Raw genomic sequence first — 17,123 nt, forward strand, 5'->3', positions numbered from 1 at the left:
GTCGTTTCGTCCGTTCAGACGCCGTCGGTCTGGGGATGGGTCCGCCCGCCGCTGGTGCGCAGCCGGTTGAGGGCGTTGAGATAGGCATTCGCCGAGGCGATGACGATATCGGTATCCGACCCCTGGCCGTTGACGACGCGGCCACCGCGCTCGAGCCGGACGGTCACCTCGCCCTGGGCGTCCGTCCCGCTGGTGATGTTGTTCACCGAGTAGAGCAACAGCTCCGCCTGGACATCGAGCAGACCGTCGATCGCCTTGAATGCGGCATCCACCGGCCCGTCACCGGCGGCGGTGTTGTGGCGCTCCTCGCCGTCGATCTGCAGCGTTACCTCGGCAATCGGGGTCTCGCCGGTCTCGGAGCAGCAGCGGAACGCCACCAGCGTCGCGCTCTGGCTCTCTTCCATCGCGGCAACCGCCTCGGTGGCAACGGCCTGAAGATCTTCGTCAAAGATCTCGTGTTTCTTGTCGGCGAGCTCCTTGAAGCGCTGGAAGGCCTCGTTGAGCTGCGCCGCCGTCTCGAAGCGGATCCCCAGCTCGTCGCAGCGGCTGCGGAAGGCATTACGGCCCGAGTGCTTGCCGAGCACCATTCGATTGGTGCCCCAGCCGACATCCTCGGCGCGCATGATTTCGTAGGTCTCGCGGTGCTTGAGTACACCGTCCTGGTGGATGCCCGATTCGTGGGCGAAGGCGTTGATGCCGACGATCGCCTTGTTGGGCTGGACCTGGAAACCCGTAATATTGGCCACCAGCTTGGAGGTGGGCACGATCTCGCGAGTCTCGATGCGCGTATCGCAGGGCAAATCGTCCTGTCGGGTACGCACCGCCATCACGACCTCCTCCAGGGCGGCATTACCGGCGCGTTCGCCCAGGCCGTTGATGGTGCACTCGATCTGGCGGGCGCCCTCCCGGACCGCTGCCAGCGAGTTGGCGACCGCCAGGCCGAGGTCGTTATGGCAGTGCACCGACCAGACCGCCCGATCGGAATTGGGGATGCGCTCGCGCAGGCCGCGAATCAGGCCCGCGAACTGGGCCGGCAGATTGTAGCCGACGGTATCGGGGATATTGATCGTCGTCGCCCCGGCGTCGATCGCCGCTTCGATGATCCGGCAGAGAAAATCCGGATCGGATCGACCGGCGTCCTCGGGCGAAAACTCGACGTCATCGCAGAGGTTGCGGGCCCGGCCGACCGCCATCACGGCCCGCTCGACAACCTGATCCGGGGTCAACTGGAGTTTTTTCTCCATATGCACCGGCGAGGTGGCGATGAAGGTGTGAATACGCCCCGCCGGCGCCGGTGCGATGGCCGCGCCGGCCCGATCGATGTCCTGTTCGTTGGCGCGTGCCAGGCCGCAGACCCGGGCATCGGTGATTGTCTCCGCCACGGCCCGAACGGACTCGAAATCACCCTGGCTGGCGGCGGGGAAACCGGCCTCGATCACATCCACCCGCAGTCGCTGCAGGGCGCGGGCAATACGCACCTTCTCTTCACGGGTCATGGAAGCGCCAGGCGACTGCTCGCCATCGCGCAACGTCGTATCAAAGATGGTCAGCCGATCGGCTTCACTCATCGTCCCGCTCCTCGCATGTGATCATGATTCCAGTCTAACTCGCATGACGGCGTTTGCGACGCCGTCGACGGCGCAATACGGTCAGAATCGGCCCCGAGCTCAGATAGGTCAGCGCAATCCCGAACAGCACCAGCGGCGGGTGCACCGACATCAGTGCCACACCCATCACCCCGAGAACGATGGCCACGAACGGCACCCGATAGCGGAAATCGATTTGCTTGAAGCTGTCGTAGCGCACGTTGCTGACCATCAGCAGCCCCGCCGCCACGGTCAGCGCGAGCGCCGGAATCCCGGCCGGCCAGCCGCCGAAATCCAGCCGGTCGCCGGACCAGACCATGCCGGCCAGCACGGCCGCGGCGGCCGGGCTCGGCAGTCCCTGGAAGTAGCGTTTATCGGCGACACCGACCTGGGTATTAAAACGTGCCAGTCGCAGGCCCGCGCAGGCGGTGTAGATGAACGCACCGACCCAGCCGAGCTTGTCCCACATCGTGCCCAGCTCACCGAGGTCGTCCAGCGCCCAGAGGAACACCACCAGGGCCGGCGCGATCCCGAACGAGATCATGTCGGCAATGCTGTCGTACTGGACACCGAAATCCGTCTGCGTATTGGTCAGACGGGCCACGCGCCCATCCAGACCATCCATGAGCATGGCCACGAAGATAGCAATGGCGGCGGTCTCGTACGTACCGGCCTGGGCGGCCACCACCGCGTAGAACCCGAAGAACAGGGCCAGCGTGGTGATCAGGTTGGGCAGCAAGTAGATGCCGCGCCCGGAGCGGCGCGACACCGGTCGATGGTCGGTCATGGCGACCCCTGCGTCGCGGTAACCGGCCGCTAGTTACGGTCGCGGTCGACCAGCTGATTGGCCTTGATCCACGGCATCATGCCGCGGAGCTTCTCGCCCACCTCCTCGATGGGATGCTCGGCGGCGCGCCGGCGCATAGCCTTGAGCCGCGGCTCGCCGGCCTTGCTCTCGAGCACGAATTCCTTCGCGAATTCGCCGTTCTGGATCTCCTCGAGCAGCTCACGCATGGCCCGCTTCGACTGCTCGTTGATGACCCGCGGCCCGCGCGTGAAATCGCCATATTCGGCGGTGTTGGAGATCGAATAGCGCATGTTGGCGATACCGCCCTGGTAGAGCAGGTCGACGATCAGCTTGGTCTCGTGGAGCACTTCGAAGTAGGCCATTTCCGGCGCATAGCCGGCCTCGGTCAACGTCTCGAAACCGGCCTCGATCAGCGAGGTGATGCCGCCGCACAGGACCGCCTGCTCGCCGAAGAGATCGGTTTCGGTCTCCTCGCGGAAGCTCGTTTCGATCACGCCCGAGCGCCCGCCGCCGTTGGCCGACGCGTAGGCCAGCGCAATCTCGCGGGCCCGGCCGCTGGGGTCCTGGTGGACGGCGATCAGGCTGGGGACGCCGTTGCCCTCGACATACGTCGAGCGCACCAGGTGACCGGGGCCCTTGGGCGCGATCATGACCACGTCCATGTCGGCCCGCGGCTCGATCTGCTGGTAGTGGACGTTGAAGCCGTGGGCAAAGGCGATGGCCCCGCCGGTCTTCAGGTTGGGCTTGACGACCGACTCGTACACGGCCGGCTGATGCTCGTCGGGCAGGGTCATCATGACCAGATCGGCGGCGGCAACGGCGTCCGCCATTTCCGCGACCTCCAGGCCCGCGGCTTCGGCCTTCGCGGCGCTGGCAGAGCCGGCACGGAGGCCGACGACCACGGGCACGCCGGATTCCCTGAGGTTGTTGGCATGGGCGTGACCCTGCGAGCCGTAGCCGAGTATGGCCACTTTCATGCCCTGGATAATGGAAAGATCGGCGTCTTTATCGTAATAAACCTTCATGACTCCCCCGATGGATAGTTTTCAGACACGCATCTGTTTCTCGCCGCGAGCGATGCCGATGACCCCCGAGCGGACCACTTCCATCGGTGTCTGGTCCTTGAGCAGATCCAGGAATGCATCCAGTTTGCTGCCGCGGCCAATGACCTCGATGGTGTAGGTCTTGTCGGTCACATCGACGACGCAGGCGTCGAAGATATCCGCCAGTCGCTTGAACTCTTCGCGCGATTCGCTGGAAGTTGCCTGGATCTTGACCAGCATGAGCTCGCGCTCGATATGCAGGGCCTCGGTAATGTCCGAGACCCTGACCACGTCGAGGAGCTTGTTGAGCTGTTTGCGAATCTGCTCAACGGTCTGATCGTCACCCTGGGTCACCAGCGTCATGCGCGAGAGCGTCGGATCATCGGTGGGCGCCACCGTCAACGAATCGATGTTGTAACCCCGGGCCGTGAACAGCCCCGCAATGCGTCCAAGCGCACCGAACTCGTTCTCTACCAGAATGGAGATTATGTGTCGCATATCCTGTCGACCGGCGCCGTTTGATCCGCAATTGACCCGATGTAAACCGTGCAAGTTACGGCGCCCGTACTGGAGCGTCAAGGACGGGGGTGGGCGACCCGCCGGCGGTCGGCTAACCTGTGGGTTTTCCATCGATGACAGGACAGGCCTCCATGCGCACCAGCCGCTTCCCCCTTTTCACCAGCAAGGACACACCGGCGGACGCCGACATCGTTAGCCACCAGCTGATGGTTCGTGCGGGTCTCGTCAAGAAACTCGGGGCCGGGCTCTACACCTGGCAGCCACTCGGGCTGCGGGTCATGCGCCGTGTCGAGCGGATCGTGCGCGAGGAGATGAACCGCATCAACGGTCTCGAAGTGCTGATGCCCGCCGTCCAGCCGGCGGAGCTCTGGGAAGAGTCCGGACGCTGGTCGCTCTACGGCCCGGAGCTGCTCCGCCTCAGGGATCGGCACGAGCGTTCGTTCTGCATCGGCCCGACCCACGAGGAGGTCATTACCGACTACCTGCGCCAGGAGCTGCGCAGCTACCGTCAGTTACCGGTGACCTTCTACCAGATCCAGACCAAGTTCCGGGACGAGATCCGGCCCCGCTTCGGCGTGATGCGGGCCCGCGAGTTCGTCATGAAGGATGCCTACTCCTTCCACATCGATCAGGCCTCGCTCGAGGCCACCTACCAGGACATGCACGCCGCCTACAGTCGGGTGTTCTCGCGGCTCGGGCTGCGCTTCCGGTCGGTGGGCGCCGACAGTGGCGCCATCGGCGGCAGCGTCTCGGAGGAGTTCATGGTGCTCGCGGACTCCGGCGAGGACGAGATCGCGAGCTGTAGCCACTGTGACTACGCCGCCAACACCGAGCTCGCGGCGAGCCGCCCGCCAGCCGTTTCGGTCAGCGACCCGGTCCCCGCGGAGGAGCGCTCGACCCCGGGCATCCACAGCGTCGCCGAGCAGTGCGAGATGCTCGATCTGCCCCCGTCCCGGATTCTGAAAAGCGTTGTCGTCATGGCGGATGAAAACCCCGCGGTGCTGTTCGTCGCCGGTGACGACGAGCTCAACGAGGTCAAGGCCGCCCATGCGCTGGGGGCGGAGGCGCTGCGCCTCGCCGAGCCCGAAGAAGCACTGGCGGCCACCGGTGTCCCGCGCGGTTTCATCGGGCCGCGGGATCTGCCCGCCGACCTGCCGCAGCGGGTCGATTACCGCGCCGCCGGCCTGACCAACTTCTCGAGCGGCGCCGGCCGCGCCGACTGGCACTGGATCAATCTGAACTGGGACCGGGACATGCCCCTGCCGCCGCGCGCCGACCTGCGCACCGCGGTTGCCGGCGAGGGATGCCCGCGCTGCGACGAGGGTCACCTGGAGATCCATCGCGGCATCGAGGTCGGCCATATCTTCCAGCTGGGCACCAAATACAGCGAGGCCATGGACGCCCGTGTGCTCGACGAGCACGGCACGCCGCAACCCCTGATCATGGGCTGCTACGGCATCGGCGTGTCCCGTGTCGTTGCCGCCGCCATCGAGCAGAATCACGATGACAGTGGCATCATCTGGCCGGCACCGCTGGCGCCCTTCGATGTCGCGCTGGTCAGCATCGGTGCCGACCGCTCACCGGCGGTGGCCGAGGCCGCCGCGACGCTCTACGAGAGGCTGTGTGAAGCCGGATTCGATCCGCTCTGGGACGATCGCGACGCTCGCCCGGGGGTGAAGTTCGCCGACATGGAGCTGATCGGGATTCCGCACCGGATCGTGATCGGCGATCGCGGGCTCGCGGCCGGGACGCTGGAGTACCGCGCACGCGACTCGGCCGACAGCGAGGCGATCCCGATCGACGACGTCACTGCAGTGCTGCAGGAAAAGATCGGCACCGGGGCGTAACGGATGATGGCCGCACGGCAGCCCGAGCCGCGACGCATTCTGATCGCCGGTTGCGGTCGGATCGGAACGCGACTCGGGCTGCAGCTCGCCTCCGCCGGCCACACGGTCTTCGGGCTGCGCCGACGGCCGGACGCGCTGCCGGCAGCGATCACACCCTGCGCCGCCGATCTGGGTCACGGCGCCGATCTAGCCGATCGGTTGCCGGCGGCGCTGGATCGGGTCTACGTCATCCTGACCCCGCCGCAGTATGATGATGACGGCTATCGGGAGACGTACGTCGAGGGGCTGAAGAATCTTGTCGACGCCCTGCAGGCATCGGGGAGCGGTGATGCGCGGCTGGTTTTCGTCTCCAGCACCGGGGTGTACGGGGAAAACGCCGGGGCATGGGTCGATGAGACCACGTTACCGCAGCCGACCCGCTTTTCCGGCGTCCGGCTGCTGGAGGCCGAAGCGGTCGCGGCCAGTCATCCCGGCGGTCACGTGATCGTTCGCTTCGCCGGTATCTACGGACCCGGCCGCGACGCCCTCCTGCGGCGGATCGAAGCCGGCACGACCTGCCCGGACAATCCACCCCGCTACACGAACCGCATCCACGAGGATGACTGTGTCGGCGTGCTCGATTACGTCGGTGGCATGGATCGTCCATCAACGCTCTACATCGGCGTCGATGACCGGCCCTGCAGTCAGTGCGAGATCATGGACTGGCTGGCAGCGGAAATGGGCGTCGCACCGCCCGAGCGAATCACCGGCGATGCCGGTGGCCGACGTTGCAGCAATGAACGCCTGCGGGCCTCCGGCTACCGGCTTCGGTATCCGGACTATCGCAGCGGTTACCCGTCGCTCTTGGCGGAGCGCCGCTCGAGGGTCTGAATGGCCTCGGACTGCGCGGCAAAGTAGGCCGCCAGGTCGCGTATGTCCTTGTCGCTAAGGGCCGCTGCCTGGCCATTCATGATCGCGTTCTGGCGATCGCCGCTCTTGTAGGCCTTCAGGGCATGCACGAGGTAATCGGCGTGCTGACCCGCCAGCATGGGGAAGGCGCTATTGTCCGATGCCCCCTTGGCACCGTGGCAGGCGGCGCAGGTTTGCGATTTGGCCTGCCCGGCCTGTACATCCCCGATCGACTGCGCCGGCACCGAGCCGGCAGCCAGTAGCGCCATCGCCCCCAGGAATACTGTCAATCGCTTCATCACTGCCCCCCGGGTCCGCGCGACGCGAAGTAGGCGGCGATATCCTGGATATCCTCGTCACTCAGCGTGGAAGCCAGTGCCTGCATGGTCGTGTGCTGACGATCGCCGCTACGGTAGGCCTTGAGCGAAGATGCGATATATTCCGGATGCTGGCCGCCAAGCTTTGGCACCCGATAGGAGGGATAGGCATTGCGGTAGCCTTCAACCGCATGGCAGCCCAGGCAGGTGTACGCCTTGGCCCGGCCCGACTCGATGCTGCCCTGCGCACTGCTCGCGCCGGGCAGCAGGAGCAGGCCGAGCACCACTCCACCGATCAAACGCCCACCGATCATGGTTTTCCTTCGCATAATGAGTACCTGTGCGAAGTATCGCGGGAAAGTTGATATCGGTCAATTTCACGGGCGCAATCAAACGATGGTGAATTCACTGCCGCCGGGATCCGCGACAGACTCGGCCTCCACCGAATCGACCCGGGCGGCTTCCGGCCCCGTCCACAACCACTCGCTCAGCGCCTCGAGGGTCTCCTCGGACCCGCAGGCGACCACCGACACACTGCCGTCGGCGCGATTCTCCACCCAGCCCCGCAGGCCGAGCGCCACCGCCCGTTCCCGGGTGCCCGCCCGGAATGCAACGCCCTGGACCTGGCCCCGGACCCGGTACTGGTAACAGGCTTCCGCTACGTCGCTCATTGCTGCCTCTTTTCTACTTGCACGCCAACAATCTAACACCCAGGATTATCCCATGAGCTGCGAAATACTGATTCTCTACTACAGCCGCCACGGTGCCACCCGGACCATGGCCCGGCAGATCGCCCACGGCGTCGAGACCGTAAGCGGGGTCGAGGCACGGCTCCGGACCGTGCCGGCGGTCTCCGAGGTGTCGGAGGCGACGGCGTCACCCGTGCCCGACTCGGGTCCGCCTTACGCGACACTCGACGACCTCGAGACCTGCGACGGCCTGATCCTCGGCAGTCCGACCCGATTCGGCAACATGGCCGCACCGGTCAAGCACCTCCTCGATCAGACCACCAGCCTGTGGCTGAGCGGGGCGTTGAGTGGCAAGCCCGGCGCCGTCTTCACCTCCACCGGCAGCCTGCACGGCGGCCAGGAAACCACGCTGTTGTCGATGATGCTGCCCCTGATACATCACGGCATGCTCCTGGTCGGCCTGCCCTACACCGAGGCCGGCCTAGCGACGACACAGACCGGCGGGACGCCCTACGGGCCCAGTCACCTGGCGGGCGGCGACTCCGACCGACCGGTGGACGAGACCGAGGCGGAGCTGTGCCGTGCCCTCGGGGCCCGCGTCGCCGACACGGCCGTGCGACTCAACGGCACGGGCGATTCGCGACAATCGTGAAAGCCCTGCGTGGCAAGACCCCACCCGCAGCGCAGGAAACCGCCCGCCAGGTAGCGGCGACGCCCCTCTACTGGGTGGCCACCGGCTGCTATGTCGCGCTGGCGGTTCTGCTGTTCGCCTGGCTGATCTGGCTTGACCCGCCGCCGGCGTCGCTGCGCAGCCCGTTGCTGCTGGTGTTTCTGCTGCCGCTGCTGCTCGGCCTCAGGGGCATCCTCCATCGGCGTCGCTATACGCTGCAGTGGACCGGCATGCTGATCCTGCTCTACTTCATGCACGGGCTGCTCGCCGCAGCGGGTCCGGCCTCCCAGCGCTGGCTGGGGGTGACCGAGACGCTCCTCGCACTGGGGTACTTCGGGGCCGGCATGCTGGTCCTGCGCCGCGGCAAGCGGCGCCACAAGGCCGATCAGTCCGGCGCCTGACCGGTCAGCACCGACTTGATGAAGGGCACGGTCAGGCGCCGGCCGGCCTGGAGGGAGGCCCAGTCGAGGCGATCCACCACGGCCAGCAGATGATCCATGTCGCGCGCCTCGTGCCGTAGCAGGTAGTCGACACTCGACGCCGGCATACGCAGCCCCCGTCGTGCGAGGGCGACTGTCAGAATCTCGCGCCGCCGCTCGTCATCGGGCACGCTCAGGCGCAGCCGCAGCAGTGAATCGAAGCGTGATACCAGATCGGGCAGCCCGAGCCCGAGCGCCGAGGGCGCGCCGGTCGCCGCCACCACCAGCAGTCCGCCGGTATCCCGCAACCGGTTGAACAGGTGGAAGAACGCCTCCTGCCAGTCCTCTCGGCCCGCGAGCTCGTCGACGTCGTCGACGGTGACCAGCGAGAGCGCCTCCAGGCCGTCCAGCTGGGCAATGGGACCGTGGACATGATCGGCAAGGGGGATATACACCGCGGTGCCACCGGCAGCGCTCATCCGCCCACAGGCCGCCTGCAGAAGGTGACTGCGGCCACTGCCCGGGGGGCCGGACAGATACAGCGACTGCGCGAACCAGCCGGTCAGGGCCTCCACTGCCGCGACCGCCTGCTCGTTCCCGGCGGACACGAAGGCGCCCAGGTCGGCGGCATCATTCCAGCGGAAATCCAGTGCCAGCTGAGGGCCGTTATCCTGACTCATGGGCGCCAACGATACCCCTCGCCGTCCGGTCGCAGTCGCTGATCGGTGTCGAGGGCGCGCGTGACCCGCTCCGCCTCGACACTGATTGCCAGCTGCCAGCGGATGCGGTCATCGACAATCTCCACCGGCACAACATCGGTGACCCCGACCTGCTGACCAAGTCGCTCGGCGACCGCCTGATGGGTCGCCAGCGATTCCACACCGCCCACCGTCACCATCAGCCGGCGCCGGGAATCCGGATCGGGTATATAGCCGTAGGGCCCGCGCAGCCGCTGAACCAGCTCGCGAACTCCCGACTCCAGCACCGATCCGGCGTCATTACCGGTCGAGGTCCAGCGCTCGGCCGGCGCCTCGTCCTCTGCCAGCAACACCCAGCGGACCCGGACCGACGCCGTCCCCGCCCCCTGCACACGACCGACGACAACGGCCTCCGCCCCGTACCGCGCCGAGGCCTCGCGCACCGGATCGACAAACCCCCCGGCGATGTCGCCGTAACCGAGGTTGCGGCGATCCTCGACATCCATGATCGGGGTGATCAACGTGATACCGAGTGGCTCCGCCGCGGCCCGCATCGGTTCGAGCAGTGATTGCCCCTGGTCGCTGCCGGCAATGAAGCGCTCACCATCACGCTCGGCCCCCAGCCAGACCAGCACCGTCGGCGGCGAAGGTGGCCAGACCGCGATCTCCGCCCGGGCCAGCGCATTGCGCAGCGACTGCCGTGAGAACCGGACCAGCAGCCGTGTCTCGCGGCCGGTCCCGTCGCCGTCATCCGTTACCACGGTGCGGTACGAAAAACCGCTCACGTATTCCTCGGCGCCCTCGCGCAGACGCGCGGCGAGCCCGGTCTCGACGACGGCCGGGTCGCCGGTAAGCCGAACGAGGATTGCATCCATCGCCCGCACCAGCCCCTCGGATCGTGCCGAGTCGCTATCGCCGGCGACCGGCACCTGGATCGACGCGGTACCCCCCTGCGCCATGACCGCGGGTGACGCGGTGACGACGCCGACAGCGATGGCGAGGCGGAGAAAAAGACGCAGGACGACCGACATCACGCTGGATTGCGAGCCCGTGACCAAAAGGAGTTTTAAGGTACCATGATGCGGTCGACTGGCACGACCAACCCGAAAAGGGAGTAGACACTTGGATTCCTCCGATACCCCGAACGGACTGACCTACCGCGACGCGGGCGTCGATATCGATGCCGGTGCCGAGCTCGTTGAGCGCATCAGGGATGATGTCGCCGCCACCCGACGGCCGGGCATGGTTGGCAGCCTGGGCGGGTTCGGCGGGCTGTTCGAGCTACCGGTGGATCGCTACCGGCAGCCGCTTCTGGTCGCCGGTACCGACGGTGTCGGCACCAAGCTGCGACTGGCCCTGGAGACGGGGCGCCACGACGGCATCGGGGTCGATCTGGTGGCGATGTGCGTCAACGATGTCATCGTTACCGGCGCCGAACCGCTGTTCTTCCTCGACTACTACGCCACGGGACGCCTCGACCCGGCGATCGCCGAACGGGTCATCCGCGGCATCGCCACCGGCTGCAAAGAGGCCGGCGCCGGGCTGATCGGCGGCGAGACGGCGGAAATGCCCGGGATGTACAGCGATGGCGACTACGACCTCGCCGGGTTCTGCGTCGGTGTGGTCGAGCGTGACCGCATGATCGACGGCGCCGATATCCGTCCCGGCGATGCCCTGATTGCGCTCGGCAGCAGCGGCGTCCATGCCAACGGCTACTCGCTGGTCCGGCGCATCCTCGAGCGCGAGCCCGACGCCCTGACGCAGTCCCTGGACGGCCGCCGCCTCGACGAGTGGCTGCTGGAGCCGACACGTATCTATGCCCGGACCGTGCAGCGCCTGCTCAACGAGGTGACGATCAACGGCATCAGTCACATCACCGGGGGCGGGCTGACCGAGAACGTGCCGCGGGTCATCCCCCAGGGACTCAGGGCCCGCATCGATACCGGCAGCTGGCAGTGGCCGGCACTGTTCGACTGGTTGCAGCAGACGGGCAATGTCGATACCGCGGAAATGCGCCGAACCTTCAACTGCGGCGTCGGCATGGTGCTGGCGGTGCCGGCAAACGAAGCGGCGAATGCGCTGGATATCCTTCGCGCCGCGGGTGAGTCGGCGTGGATCGTCGGCGATGTCTGCCGCTCCGGGCCGGATGCGGGCGGCATCATCTACCGGGAGGGCGCATGAGCGATCCGGAGGGCTTTCGCATCGCCGTGCTCATCTCGGGCGGCGGGACCAACCTGCAGGCGATCATCGACGCGATTCGCGCGGGATCGATCCCCGCCACGATTACCCGGGTAATCAGCAATCGCCCCGCCGCCGGCGGCCTCGATCGGGCGGCACAGGCCGGCATTGCCACCGACGTGATCGATCACCGTGCGTTCTCCAGCCGGGCGCAGTACGACGCCGAGCTCGCCGAGCGGCTCGATGCCCTGCAGCCCGATCTCATTGTCCTCGCCGGGTTCATGCGCATCCTCGGCGATGACCTTGTCGACCGGTTTTCGGGGCGACTGATCAACATCCATCCGTCATTACTGCCGGCCTACCGCGGGCTCCGTACCCACGAGCGCGCTTTGGAGGCGGGCGAGCATCGCCACGGGTGCAGCGTGCACTACGTTATCCCCGAACTCGACGCCGGTCCGGTCATTGCCCAGGCGGCCGTTGCCATCGAGCCTGGCGATACCGCCGAAACCCTCGCCCGGCGCGTTCAGGCCATGGAGCATCGACTCTATCCCGAGGTGGTGCGCTGGATCGCCGAGGGCCGCGTGGCACTCGATGGCGACCGGGTACGACGCGATGGCGACTATCATCCGGCCCCGCCCTGCCTAACCGAGACCGCGATGGACACGTCATGACATGGCGTCGGCGACTCGGGATCGGGCTGGTGGCAGTCATGATGGTGGTCGGTACCGGTCCGCTGGCAGGCGCCGCATCGGGTGCGGAGCCCGCCGTCGAAGCGCCGCCCGCGTTCAGCGCCCGCTATGACGTACGCAAGGCCGGGCTTACCCTCGGGCATGCCGAACTGCGGTTCCGCCGCCCGACCGAGTCGCGTTACCTCTACCGGCTGTCGATCCGGCCGGGCCGGCTCGCCGGAATGTTCTACTCCAGCACCGTCCGCGAGATGAGCATCGGGCGGATCCAGCCCGACGGCTTTCGGCCGGATGTCTATCGCTACAACCGCAGTGGCGGCGATGACGATCGCCGGGCGGAGCTGCGCTTCGACTGGGACACCCTGAGCGTCGTCAACGACATCGAGGCACGGCCCTGGCGCATGGACATCACCCCGGACACCATTGATCGGGTGATCAGCCCGCTGCAGCTGATGCACGACCTGGCCGATCTCGATGGCGATGACGAACTGGTCTATCGCATCGCCGATGGCGGCCAGCTCAAGACCTATGTGCTCCGCGTCGGGGACAAGACCATGGTCGAGACACCGGCTGGGCGCTTCGAGGCCCTCAGGATCCGCCGTTCAGACACCGACAGCGATCGTGAGACGACCCTGTGGGTGGCGCCGGCGTTGCGGTACCTCGCCGTCCAGGTGGAACAGCGCGAGGACGGCGATCGCAACTTCCGCATGGTCCTGAACACGGTCGACGGGCTGCCCGCCGACGCCCGCTAGGGGCGCGGCAGCGTCACCCCCTGCTGGCCCATGTACTTGCCGGCCCGATCCTTGTAGGACTGGTCACAGACCTCGTCGGATTCCAGGAACAGCATCTGCGCAACCCCTTCGTTGGCGTAGATCCGCGCCGGCAACGTCGTCGTATTGGAGAACTCCAGCGTCACATGCCCCTCCCATTCCGGCTCCAGCGGGGTGACGTTGACGATGATCCCGCAGCGCGCATAGGTCGACTTGCCCAGGCAGATGGTCAGGATGTTCCGCGGGATCCGGAAGTACTCCACGGTACTGGCGAGCGCGAAACTGTTGGGCGGGATGATGCAGACATCCGACTGCAGGTCGACGAAACTCGACTCGTCGAAGTGCTTGGGATCCACCACCGCCGAGCTGATGTTGGTGAATATCTTGAACTGATCCGCGCAGCGGACATCGTAGCCGTAGCTCGAGGTGCCGTAGGAGATCATCCGTCCACCCTCGGCATCGCCGCGTACCTGGCCGGATTCGAATGGCTCGATCATGCCCTGGCCGGCCATCTCGCGGATCCAGCGATCGGATTTGATGCTCACTGTCTGTTGCCCCTGCCCTAGTCGTCGTCGACGACGATATTCGGGAACCGGCTCGTGCCCGCCGGATCCTGTCGTGAAAGGATGGCCACGGTCCGCCGGGCCGCCTCGCGGAAGCGCTCCGCCGCCTGCGATTCCGGTGCCGCGACCACGGTCGGCACGCCATTGTCCGCCTGCTCGCGAATCCCCCGCTCCAGCGGCAGGGCGCCGAGCATGGCCACGCCCTCCTCGTCGGCCAGTTGCTGGCCACCGCCGGTGCCGAACAGCGCCTCCTCGTGGCCACAGTGCGAGCAGATGTGCAGGCTCATGTTCTCGAGGATGCCCAGCACCGGCACCTTGACCTTCTCGAACATCCGCACGCCCTTGCGGGCATCGAGCGTGGCGATCTCCTGCGGCGTTGTCACCACCACCGCACCGGCCACCGGCACCTTCTGCGAGAGCGTCAGCTGGATGTCACCCGTGCCCGGCGGCAGGTCGATGATCAGGTAATCCAGCGCATCCCAGCGGGTGTCATTGAGCAGCTGGGTCAGCGCCTGGGTAACCATCGGGCCGCGCCAGACCATGGGCGAGTCCTCCTCGATGAGGAACCCGATGGACATGATCTGCACGCCGTGATTCTCGAGCGGATACATGGTCTTGCCTTCGGGGCTGTCGGGCTTCCGACCGGCGACGCCCATCATGCGGGGCTGGCTGGGCCCGTAGATGTCGGCATCGAGGATGCCGACCCGGGCGCCCTCGTCGGCGAGGGCAAGCGCCAGGTTGGCGGCGCAGGTCGACTTGCCGACGCCGCCCTTCGCCGATGCCACCGCGATGATGTTGCGGACGTTGTCCATCGGCTTGAGGGCCTCCTGCACCTGGCGACTGGCGACTGACCACGCCACCGACACCGTCACCGAGCGGGCACCGGTCGCCTCGCGCACCCGGGTCTCGAGGGCCTCTTTCAAGGTCTGCTGATAACGTTGGGTCGGAAATCCGAGCGACAGGGCGATCGTCACATCGTCGCCGGTTACCTGTATGTCGGTCACTGCCTCGGCGCTGATCAGATCACACCCCAGTGAAGGCTCCGTCCAGCCGGACAACACCTGCTCGACCGCCGCGCGGTTGAGTTCACTCATTCATTTCCCCCGTCTTCCATTCCATTAACGTTATACAAGTCTAATCAGCCGACGCCCGCCATTAAACACGCGCAGGACAGGGTTGCGGACCGGGTTGTCCGATCGCCGGCATTCCGGCAGATTCACGCCATGACAGCCGCACGCCACAACCTCGTCCTCATCGGCATGCCGGGGGCCGGCAAGAGCACCCTCGGCCGTCACCTCGCGGAGCGGCTCGGGCTCGGTTTTACCGACACCGACACCCTGATCGAATCGGCCGCGGGAACGACACTCCAGACCATTGTGGATGAGCGGGGCCACCGGGCGCTGCGAGCGCTCGAGGCCGAGCATCTCGTCGAGCTCCGGCGCCGGGGCCATGTCATCGCCACCGGGGGCAGCGCCGTTTACAGCCCCGAGGCCATGGCGGCCCTGCGCAGCGACGGCATCATTATCCATCTGCACGCGGATCTCGCCATTATCCAGGCGCGGGTGACCGATGTAGATACGCGCGGGCTGGCCCGGGCCGCGGGCCAGAGCCTTGAAGACCTCTACACCGAACGCGAGGCCCTGTATCGCGACTACGCCGAGGTCAGCGTCGATGTGGGCCCGCTCAGCACCGCCGCCGGTGCCGAGGCGGTGATCGCGGCCCTCCACGCCCCCCGGGCTCCGCGACTCGCCTCCCCTCTGGCATAATACGGGCTTTACGGTTGCGAACGCGGAGTGTGCATGGCGCGCAAGATCCTGGTCACCAGCGCCCTACCCTATGCCAATGGGCCGATCCACCTGGGCCATCTCGTCGAATACGTCCAGACCGACATCTGGGTGCGTTTCCAGAAACTGCAGGGCAATGAATGCTGGTATGTGTGTGCGGATGACGCCCACGGCACCCCGATCATGCTCAAGGCGCGGGAGCGCGGTATCACCCCCGAGGCACTGATCGAACAGGTCGGCGGCGAGCATCGCCGCGACTTTGCGGGTTTCAACATCCGCTTCGACAACTACTACAGCACCCATTCCGAAGAAAACCGCCACTACTCCGAGCTGATTTACACGCGTCTGCGCGACGGCGGCTGGATCGATCGCAGGACGATCACCCAGGCCTACGACGAGAAAGAGGGCATGTTCCTGCCCGATCGCTACATCAAGGGCACCTGCCCGCGCTGTGGCGCCGACGACCAGTACGGCGACAACTGCGAGTCCTGCGGCGCCAGCTATTCGCCCGACGAGCTGCGCAACCCGGTCTCGGTCATCTCCGGCGAACCGCCGGTGCAGCGCGAATCCGAGCATTACTTTTTCCGGCTCCAGGATTTCGAGTCCATGCTGCGCACCTGGGCGGCCAGCGAGGGGCTGCAGGACGAGGTCTCGAACAAGCTCCAGGAATGGTTCGATGCCGGGCTCCGGGCCTGGGACATCTCGCGTGACGCGCCCTACTTCGGCTTCCGCATTCCGGACACCGACGACAAGTATTTCTACGTCTGGCTCGACGCGCCGATCGGCTACATGGCGAGCTTCCAGGATCTGTGCAACCGCGAGGGGCTCGATTTCGGCGAGTGGTGGAATGCCGACTCCGACGCCGAGCTCTATCATTTCATCGGCAAGGACATCGTCTACTTCCATGCGCTGTTCTGGCCGGCGATGCTGAACGGCGCGGGCTTTCGCACGCCCACCCGGGTCTGCGCCCACGGTTTCCTGACCGTCGACGGGCAGAAAATGTCGAAGTCGCGCGGGACGTTCATCATGGCCGAGACCTATCTGCGACACCTCGATGCGGAGTATCTGCGCTACTACTTCGCCGCCAAGCTCGGGGCGGGTGTCCACGACATCGACCTGAGCCTGGACGACTTCACGCAGCGGGTGAACTCGGACCTGGTCGGCAAGCTCGTCAACATCGCGAGCCGCTGCGCGGGTTTCATCAACAAGCGCTCCGGTGGCCGGCTCGGACCCCGGCTCGACGCGCCGGAGCTGTTCCGCCGGATGAGCGCCCGCGCCGAGGTGATCGGCGGTTACTACGAGGACCGGGCCTATTCAAGGGTGGTGCGCGAGGTCATGGCGCTGGCCGATGAGGCCAACCAGTACATCGACGAGAAAAAGCCCTGGATACTGGCGAAGGACCCGGACCAGGCCGAGGCCGTCCAGGCCATCAACACCACCGGGATCAACCTGTTCCGGGTGCTGATGCTCTACCTCAAGCCCGTGCTTCCGGAAACGGCGGCGGCCGCCGAGCGTTTCCTGCAGATCCCGGCCATGGAGTGGTCGGATGCCGGACATCCCCTGCTCGACCACGAGATCGCGGCGTTCAAGCCGCTCATGACGCGGGTCGATCCGGCCGCCATCGAGGCCATGATCGCCGACTCGAGGGAGAGCCTGAA

At 66.4% G+C, this 17,123-nt stretch carries 19 protein-coding genes and 1 pseudogene; 9 read left to right on the forward strand and 11 right to left on the reverse strand.

Annotation, left to right across the window (positions count from 1 at the left end):
- Positions 1–14: 14 nt before the first annotated feature.
- From EV698_RS06270 to ilvN, 4 genes are read right to left on the reverse strand one after another with little or no spacing between them, the layout of a single operon-like run.
- On the reverse strand, positions 15–1,568 hold the full coding sequence (locus EV698_RS06270) for a 2-isopropylmalate synthase (RefSeq protein ID WP_130503248.1): 1,554 nt from the start codon (positions 1,566–1,568) through the stop codon (positions 15–17).
- Positions 1,569–1,602: 34 nt separating this feature from the next.
- Positions 1,603–2,373, reverse strand: coding sequence for a CDP-diacylglycerol--serine O-phosphatidyltransferase (gene pssA / locus EV698_RS06275; RefSeq protein WP_130503249.1), 771 nt, complete (start codon positions 2,371–2,373; stop codon positions 1,603–1,605).
- A 29-nt stretch (positions 2,374–2,402) separates the two neighbouring features.
- A complete protein-coding gene (gene ilvC / locus EV698_RS06280; RefSeq protein WP_130503250.1) occupies positions 2,403–3,419 on the reverse strand; it encodes a ketol-acid reductoisomerase in 1,017 nt (338 codons plus the stop codon).
- 21 nt (positions 3,420–3,440) lie between these two features.
- The gene (gene ilvN / locus EV698_RS06285; RefSeq protein ID WP_130503251.1) at positions 3,441–3,935 is read right to left on the reverse strand and encodes an acetolactate synthase small subunit; all 495 of its coding nucleotides are present in this window, start codon (positions 3,933–3,935) and stop codon (positions 3,441–3,443) included.
- Positions 3,936–4,087: 152 nt separating this feature from the next.
- Between ilvN and EV698_RS06290 the strand changes: the two genes are divergently transcribed.
- Together EV698_RS06290 and EV698_RS06295 are read left to right on the forward strand one after the other, a co-directional pair.
- A complete protein-coding gene (locus EV698_RS06290) occupies positions 4,088–5,803 on the forward strand; it encodes a proline--tRNA ligase (RefSeq protein ID WP_130504035.1) in 1,716 nt (571 codons plus the stop codon).
- A 3-nt stretch (positions 5,804–5,806) separates the two neighbouring features.
- The gene (locus tag EV698_RS06295; protein WP_239016220.1) at positions 5,807–6,673 is read left to right on the forward strand and encodes an SDR family oxidoreductase; all 867 of its coding nucleotides are present in this window, start codon (positions 5,807–5,809) and stop codon (positions 6,671–6,673) included.
- Here the strand turns inward: EV698_RS06295 and EV698_RS06300 are convergent.
- The 3 genes from EV698_RS06300 to EV698_RS06310 are packed head-to-tail and all read right to left on the reverse strand — an operon-like array spanning position 6,634 to position 7,679.
- Positions 6,634–6,990 carry a c-type cytochrome gene (locus EV698_RS06300; protein WP_130503252.1) on the reverse strand — a complete coding sequence of 119 codons (357 nt, stop codon included), beginning with the start codon at positions 6,988–6,990 and terminating at the stop codon, positions 6,634–6,636. The genes EV698_RS06295 and EV698_RS06300 overlap by 40 nt on opposite strands.
- Positions 6,990–7,337 (reverse strand): c-type cytochrome, encoded by a 348-nt coding sequence (locus tag EV698_RS06305; protein ID WP_239016221.1) that lies wholly within the window; start codon positions 7,335–7,337, stop codon positions 6,990–6,992. Before EV698_RS06305 ends, EV698_RS06300 begins: the two co-directional genes overlap by 1 nt.
- A gap of 60 nt (positions 7,338–7,397) precedes the next feature.
- Positions 7,398–7,679 carry an acylphosphatase gene (locus EV698_RS06310; protein ID WP_130503253.1) on the reverse strand — a complete coding sequence of 94 codons (282 nt, stop codon included), beginning with the start codon at positions 7,677–7,679 and terminating at the stop codon, positions 7,398–7,400.
- A gap of 52 nt (positions 7,680–7,731) precedes the next feature.
- Here EV698_RS06310 and wrbA point away from each other — a divergent pair, with 52 nt between their 5' ends.
- Positions 7,732–8,349 (forward strand): NAD(P)H:quinone oxidoreductase, encoded by a 618-nt coding sequence (gene wrbA / locus EV698_RS06315; protein WP_130503254.1) that lies wholly within the window; start codon positions 7,732–7,734, stop codon positions 8,347–8,349.
- Positions 8,346–8,768 carry a DUF2069 domain-containing protein gene (locus tag EV698_RS06320; RefSeq protein ID WP_239016222.1) on the forward strand — a complete coding sequence of 141 codons (423 nt, stop codon included), beginning with the start codon at positions 8,346–8,348 and terminating at the stop codon, positions 8,766–8,768. The genes wrbA and EV698_RS06320 overlap by 4 nt, the downstream gene beginning before the upstream one ends.
- On the opposite strand, the gene hda is transcribed toward EV698_RS06320, so the two are convergent.
- Positions 8,753–9,466, reverse strand: a complete 714-nt coding sequence (hda, locus tag EV698_RS06325) for a DnaA regulatory inactivator Hda (protein ID WP_130503255.1) — start codon at positions 9,464–9,466, stop codon at positions 8,753–8,755. The genes EV698_RS06320 and hda overlap by 16 nt on opposite strands.
- Entirely contained in the window at positions 9,463–10,515 is a 1,053-nt protein-coding gene (locus tag EV698_RS06330; RefSeq protein ID WP_239016280.1) for a DUF2066 domain-containing protein, read from the reverse strand. The genes hda and EV698_RS06330 overlap by 4 nt, the downstream gene beginning before the upstream one ends.
- Before the next feature lie 91 nt (positions 10,516–10,606).
- On the opposite strand from EV698_RS06330, the gene purM reads away from it, so the two are divergent.
- The 3 genes from purM to EV698_RS06345 are packed head-to-tail and all read left to right on the forward strand — an operon-like array spanning position 10,607 to position 13,100.
- Positions 10,607–11,665: a phosphoribosylformylglycinamidine cyclo-ligase gene (gene purM, locus EV698_RS06335; protein WP_130503257.1), complete on the forward strand. Its 1,059-nt coding sequence runs from the start codon at positions 10,607–10,609 to the stop codon at positions 11,663–11,665.
- Positions 11,662–12,333, forward strand: a complete 672-nt coding sequence (gene purN / locus EV698_RS06340) for a phosphoribosylglycinamide formyltransferase (RefSeq protein ID WP_130503258.1) — start codon at positions 11,662–11,664, stop codon at positions 12,331–12,333. Before purM ends, purN begins: the two co-directional genes overlap by 4 nt.
- Complete coding sequence (locus tag EV698_RS06345) at positions 12,330–13,100, forward strand: DUF3108 domain-containing protein (protein ID WP_130503259.1); 771 nt, start codon at positions 12,330–12,332, stop codon at positions 13,098–13,100. The genes purN and EV698_RS06345 overlap by 4 nt, the downstream gene beginning before the upstream one ends.
- Here EV698_RS06345 and dcd read toward each other — a convergent pair.
- A complete protein-coding gene (gene dcd, locus EV698_RS06350) occupies positions 13,097–13,663 on the reverse strand; it encodes a dCTP deaminase (RefSeq protein ID WP_130503260.1) in 567 nt (188 codons plus the stop codon). The genes EV698_RS06345 and dcd overlap by 4 nt on opposite strands.
- Before the next feature lie 17 nt (positions 13,664–13,680).
- Positions 13,681–14,775 (reverse strand): iron-sulfur cluster carrier protein ApbC, encoded by a 1,095-nt coding sequence (gene apbC / locus EV698_RS06355; RefSeq protein WP_130503261.1) that lies wholly within the window; start codon positions 14,773–14,775, stop codon positions 13,681–13,683.
- 129 nt (positions 14,776–14,904) lie between these two features.
- Between apbC and EV698_RS06360 the strand changes: the two genes are divergently transcribed.
- Both EV698_RS06360 and metG read left to right on the forward strand, forming a co-directional pair.
- Positions 14,905–15,447 carry a shikimate kinase gene (locus tag EV698_RS06360; RefSeq protein WP_130503262.1) on the forward strand — a complete coding sequence of 181 codons (543 nt, stop codon included), beginning with the start codon at positions 14,905–14,907 and terminating at the stop codon, positions 15,445–15,447.
- A 33-nt stretch (positions 15,448–15,480) separates the two neighbouring features.
- Positions 15,481–17,121: pseudogene (gene metG, locus EV698_RS06365) on the forward strand (methionine--tRNA ligase); the annotation flags it as partial.
- Positions 17,122–17,123 lie beyond the last annotated feature (2 nt).

It is taken from the genome of Spiribacter vilamensis, assembly GCF_004217415.1.
In the GTDB taxonomy this organism is placed as follows: domain Bacteria; phylum Pseudomonadota; class Gammaproteobacteria; order Nitrococcales; family Nitrococcaceae; genus Spiribacter; species Spiribacter vilamensis.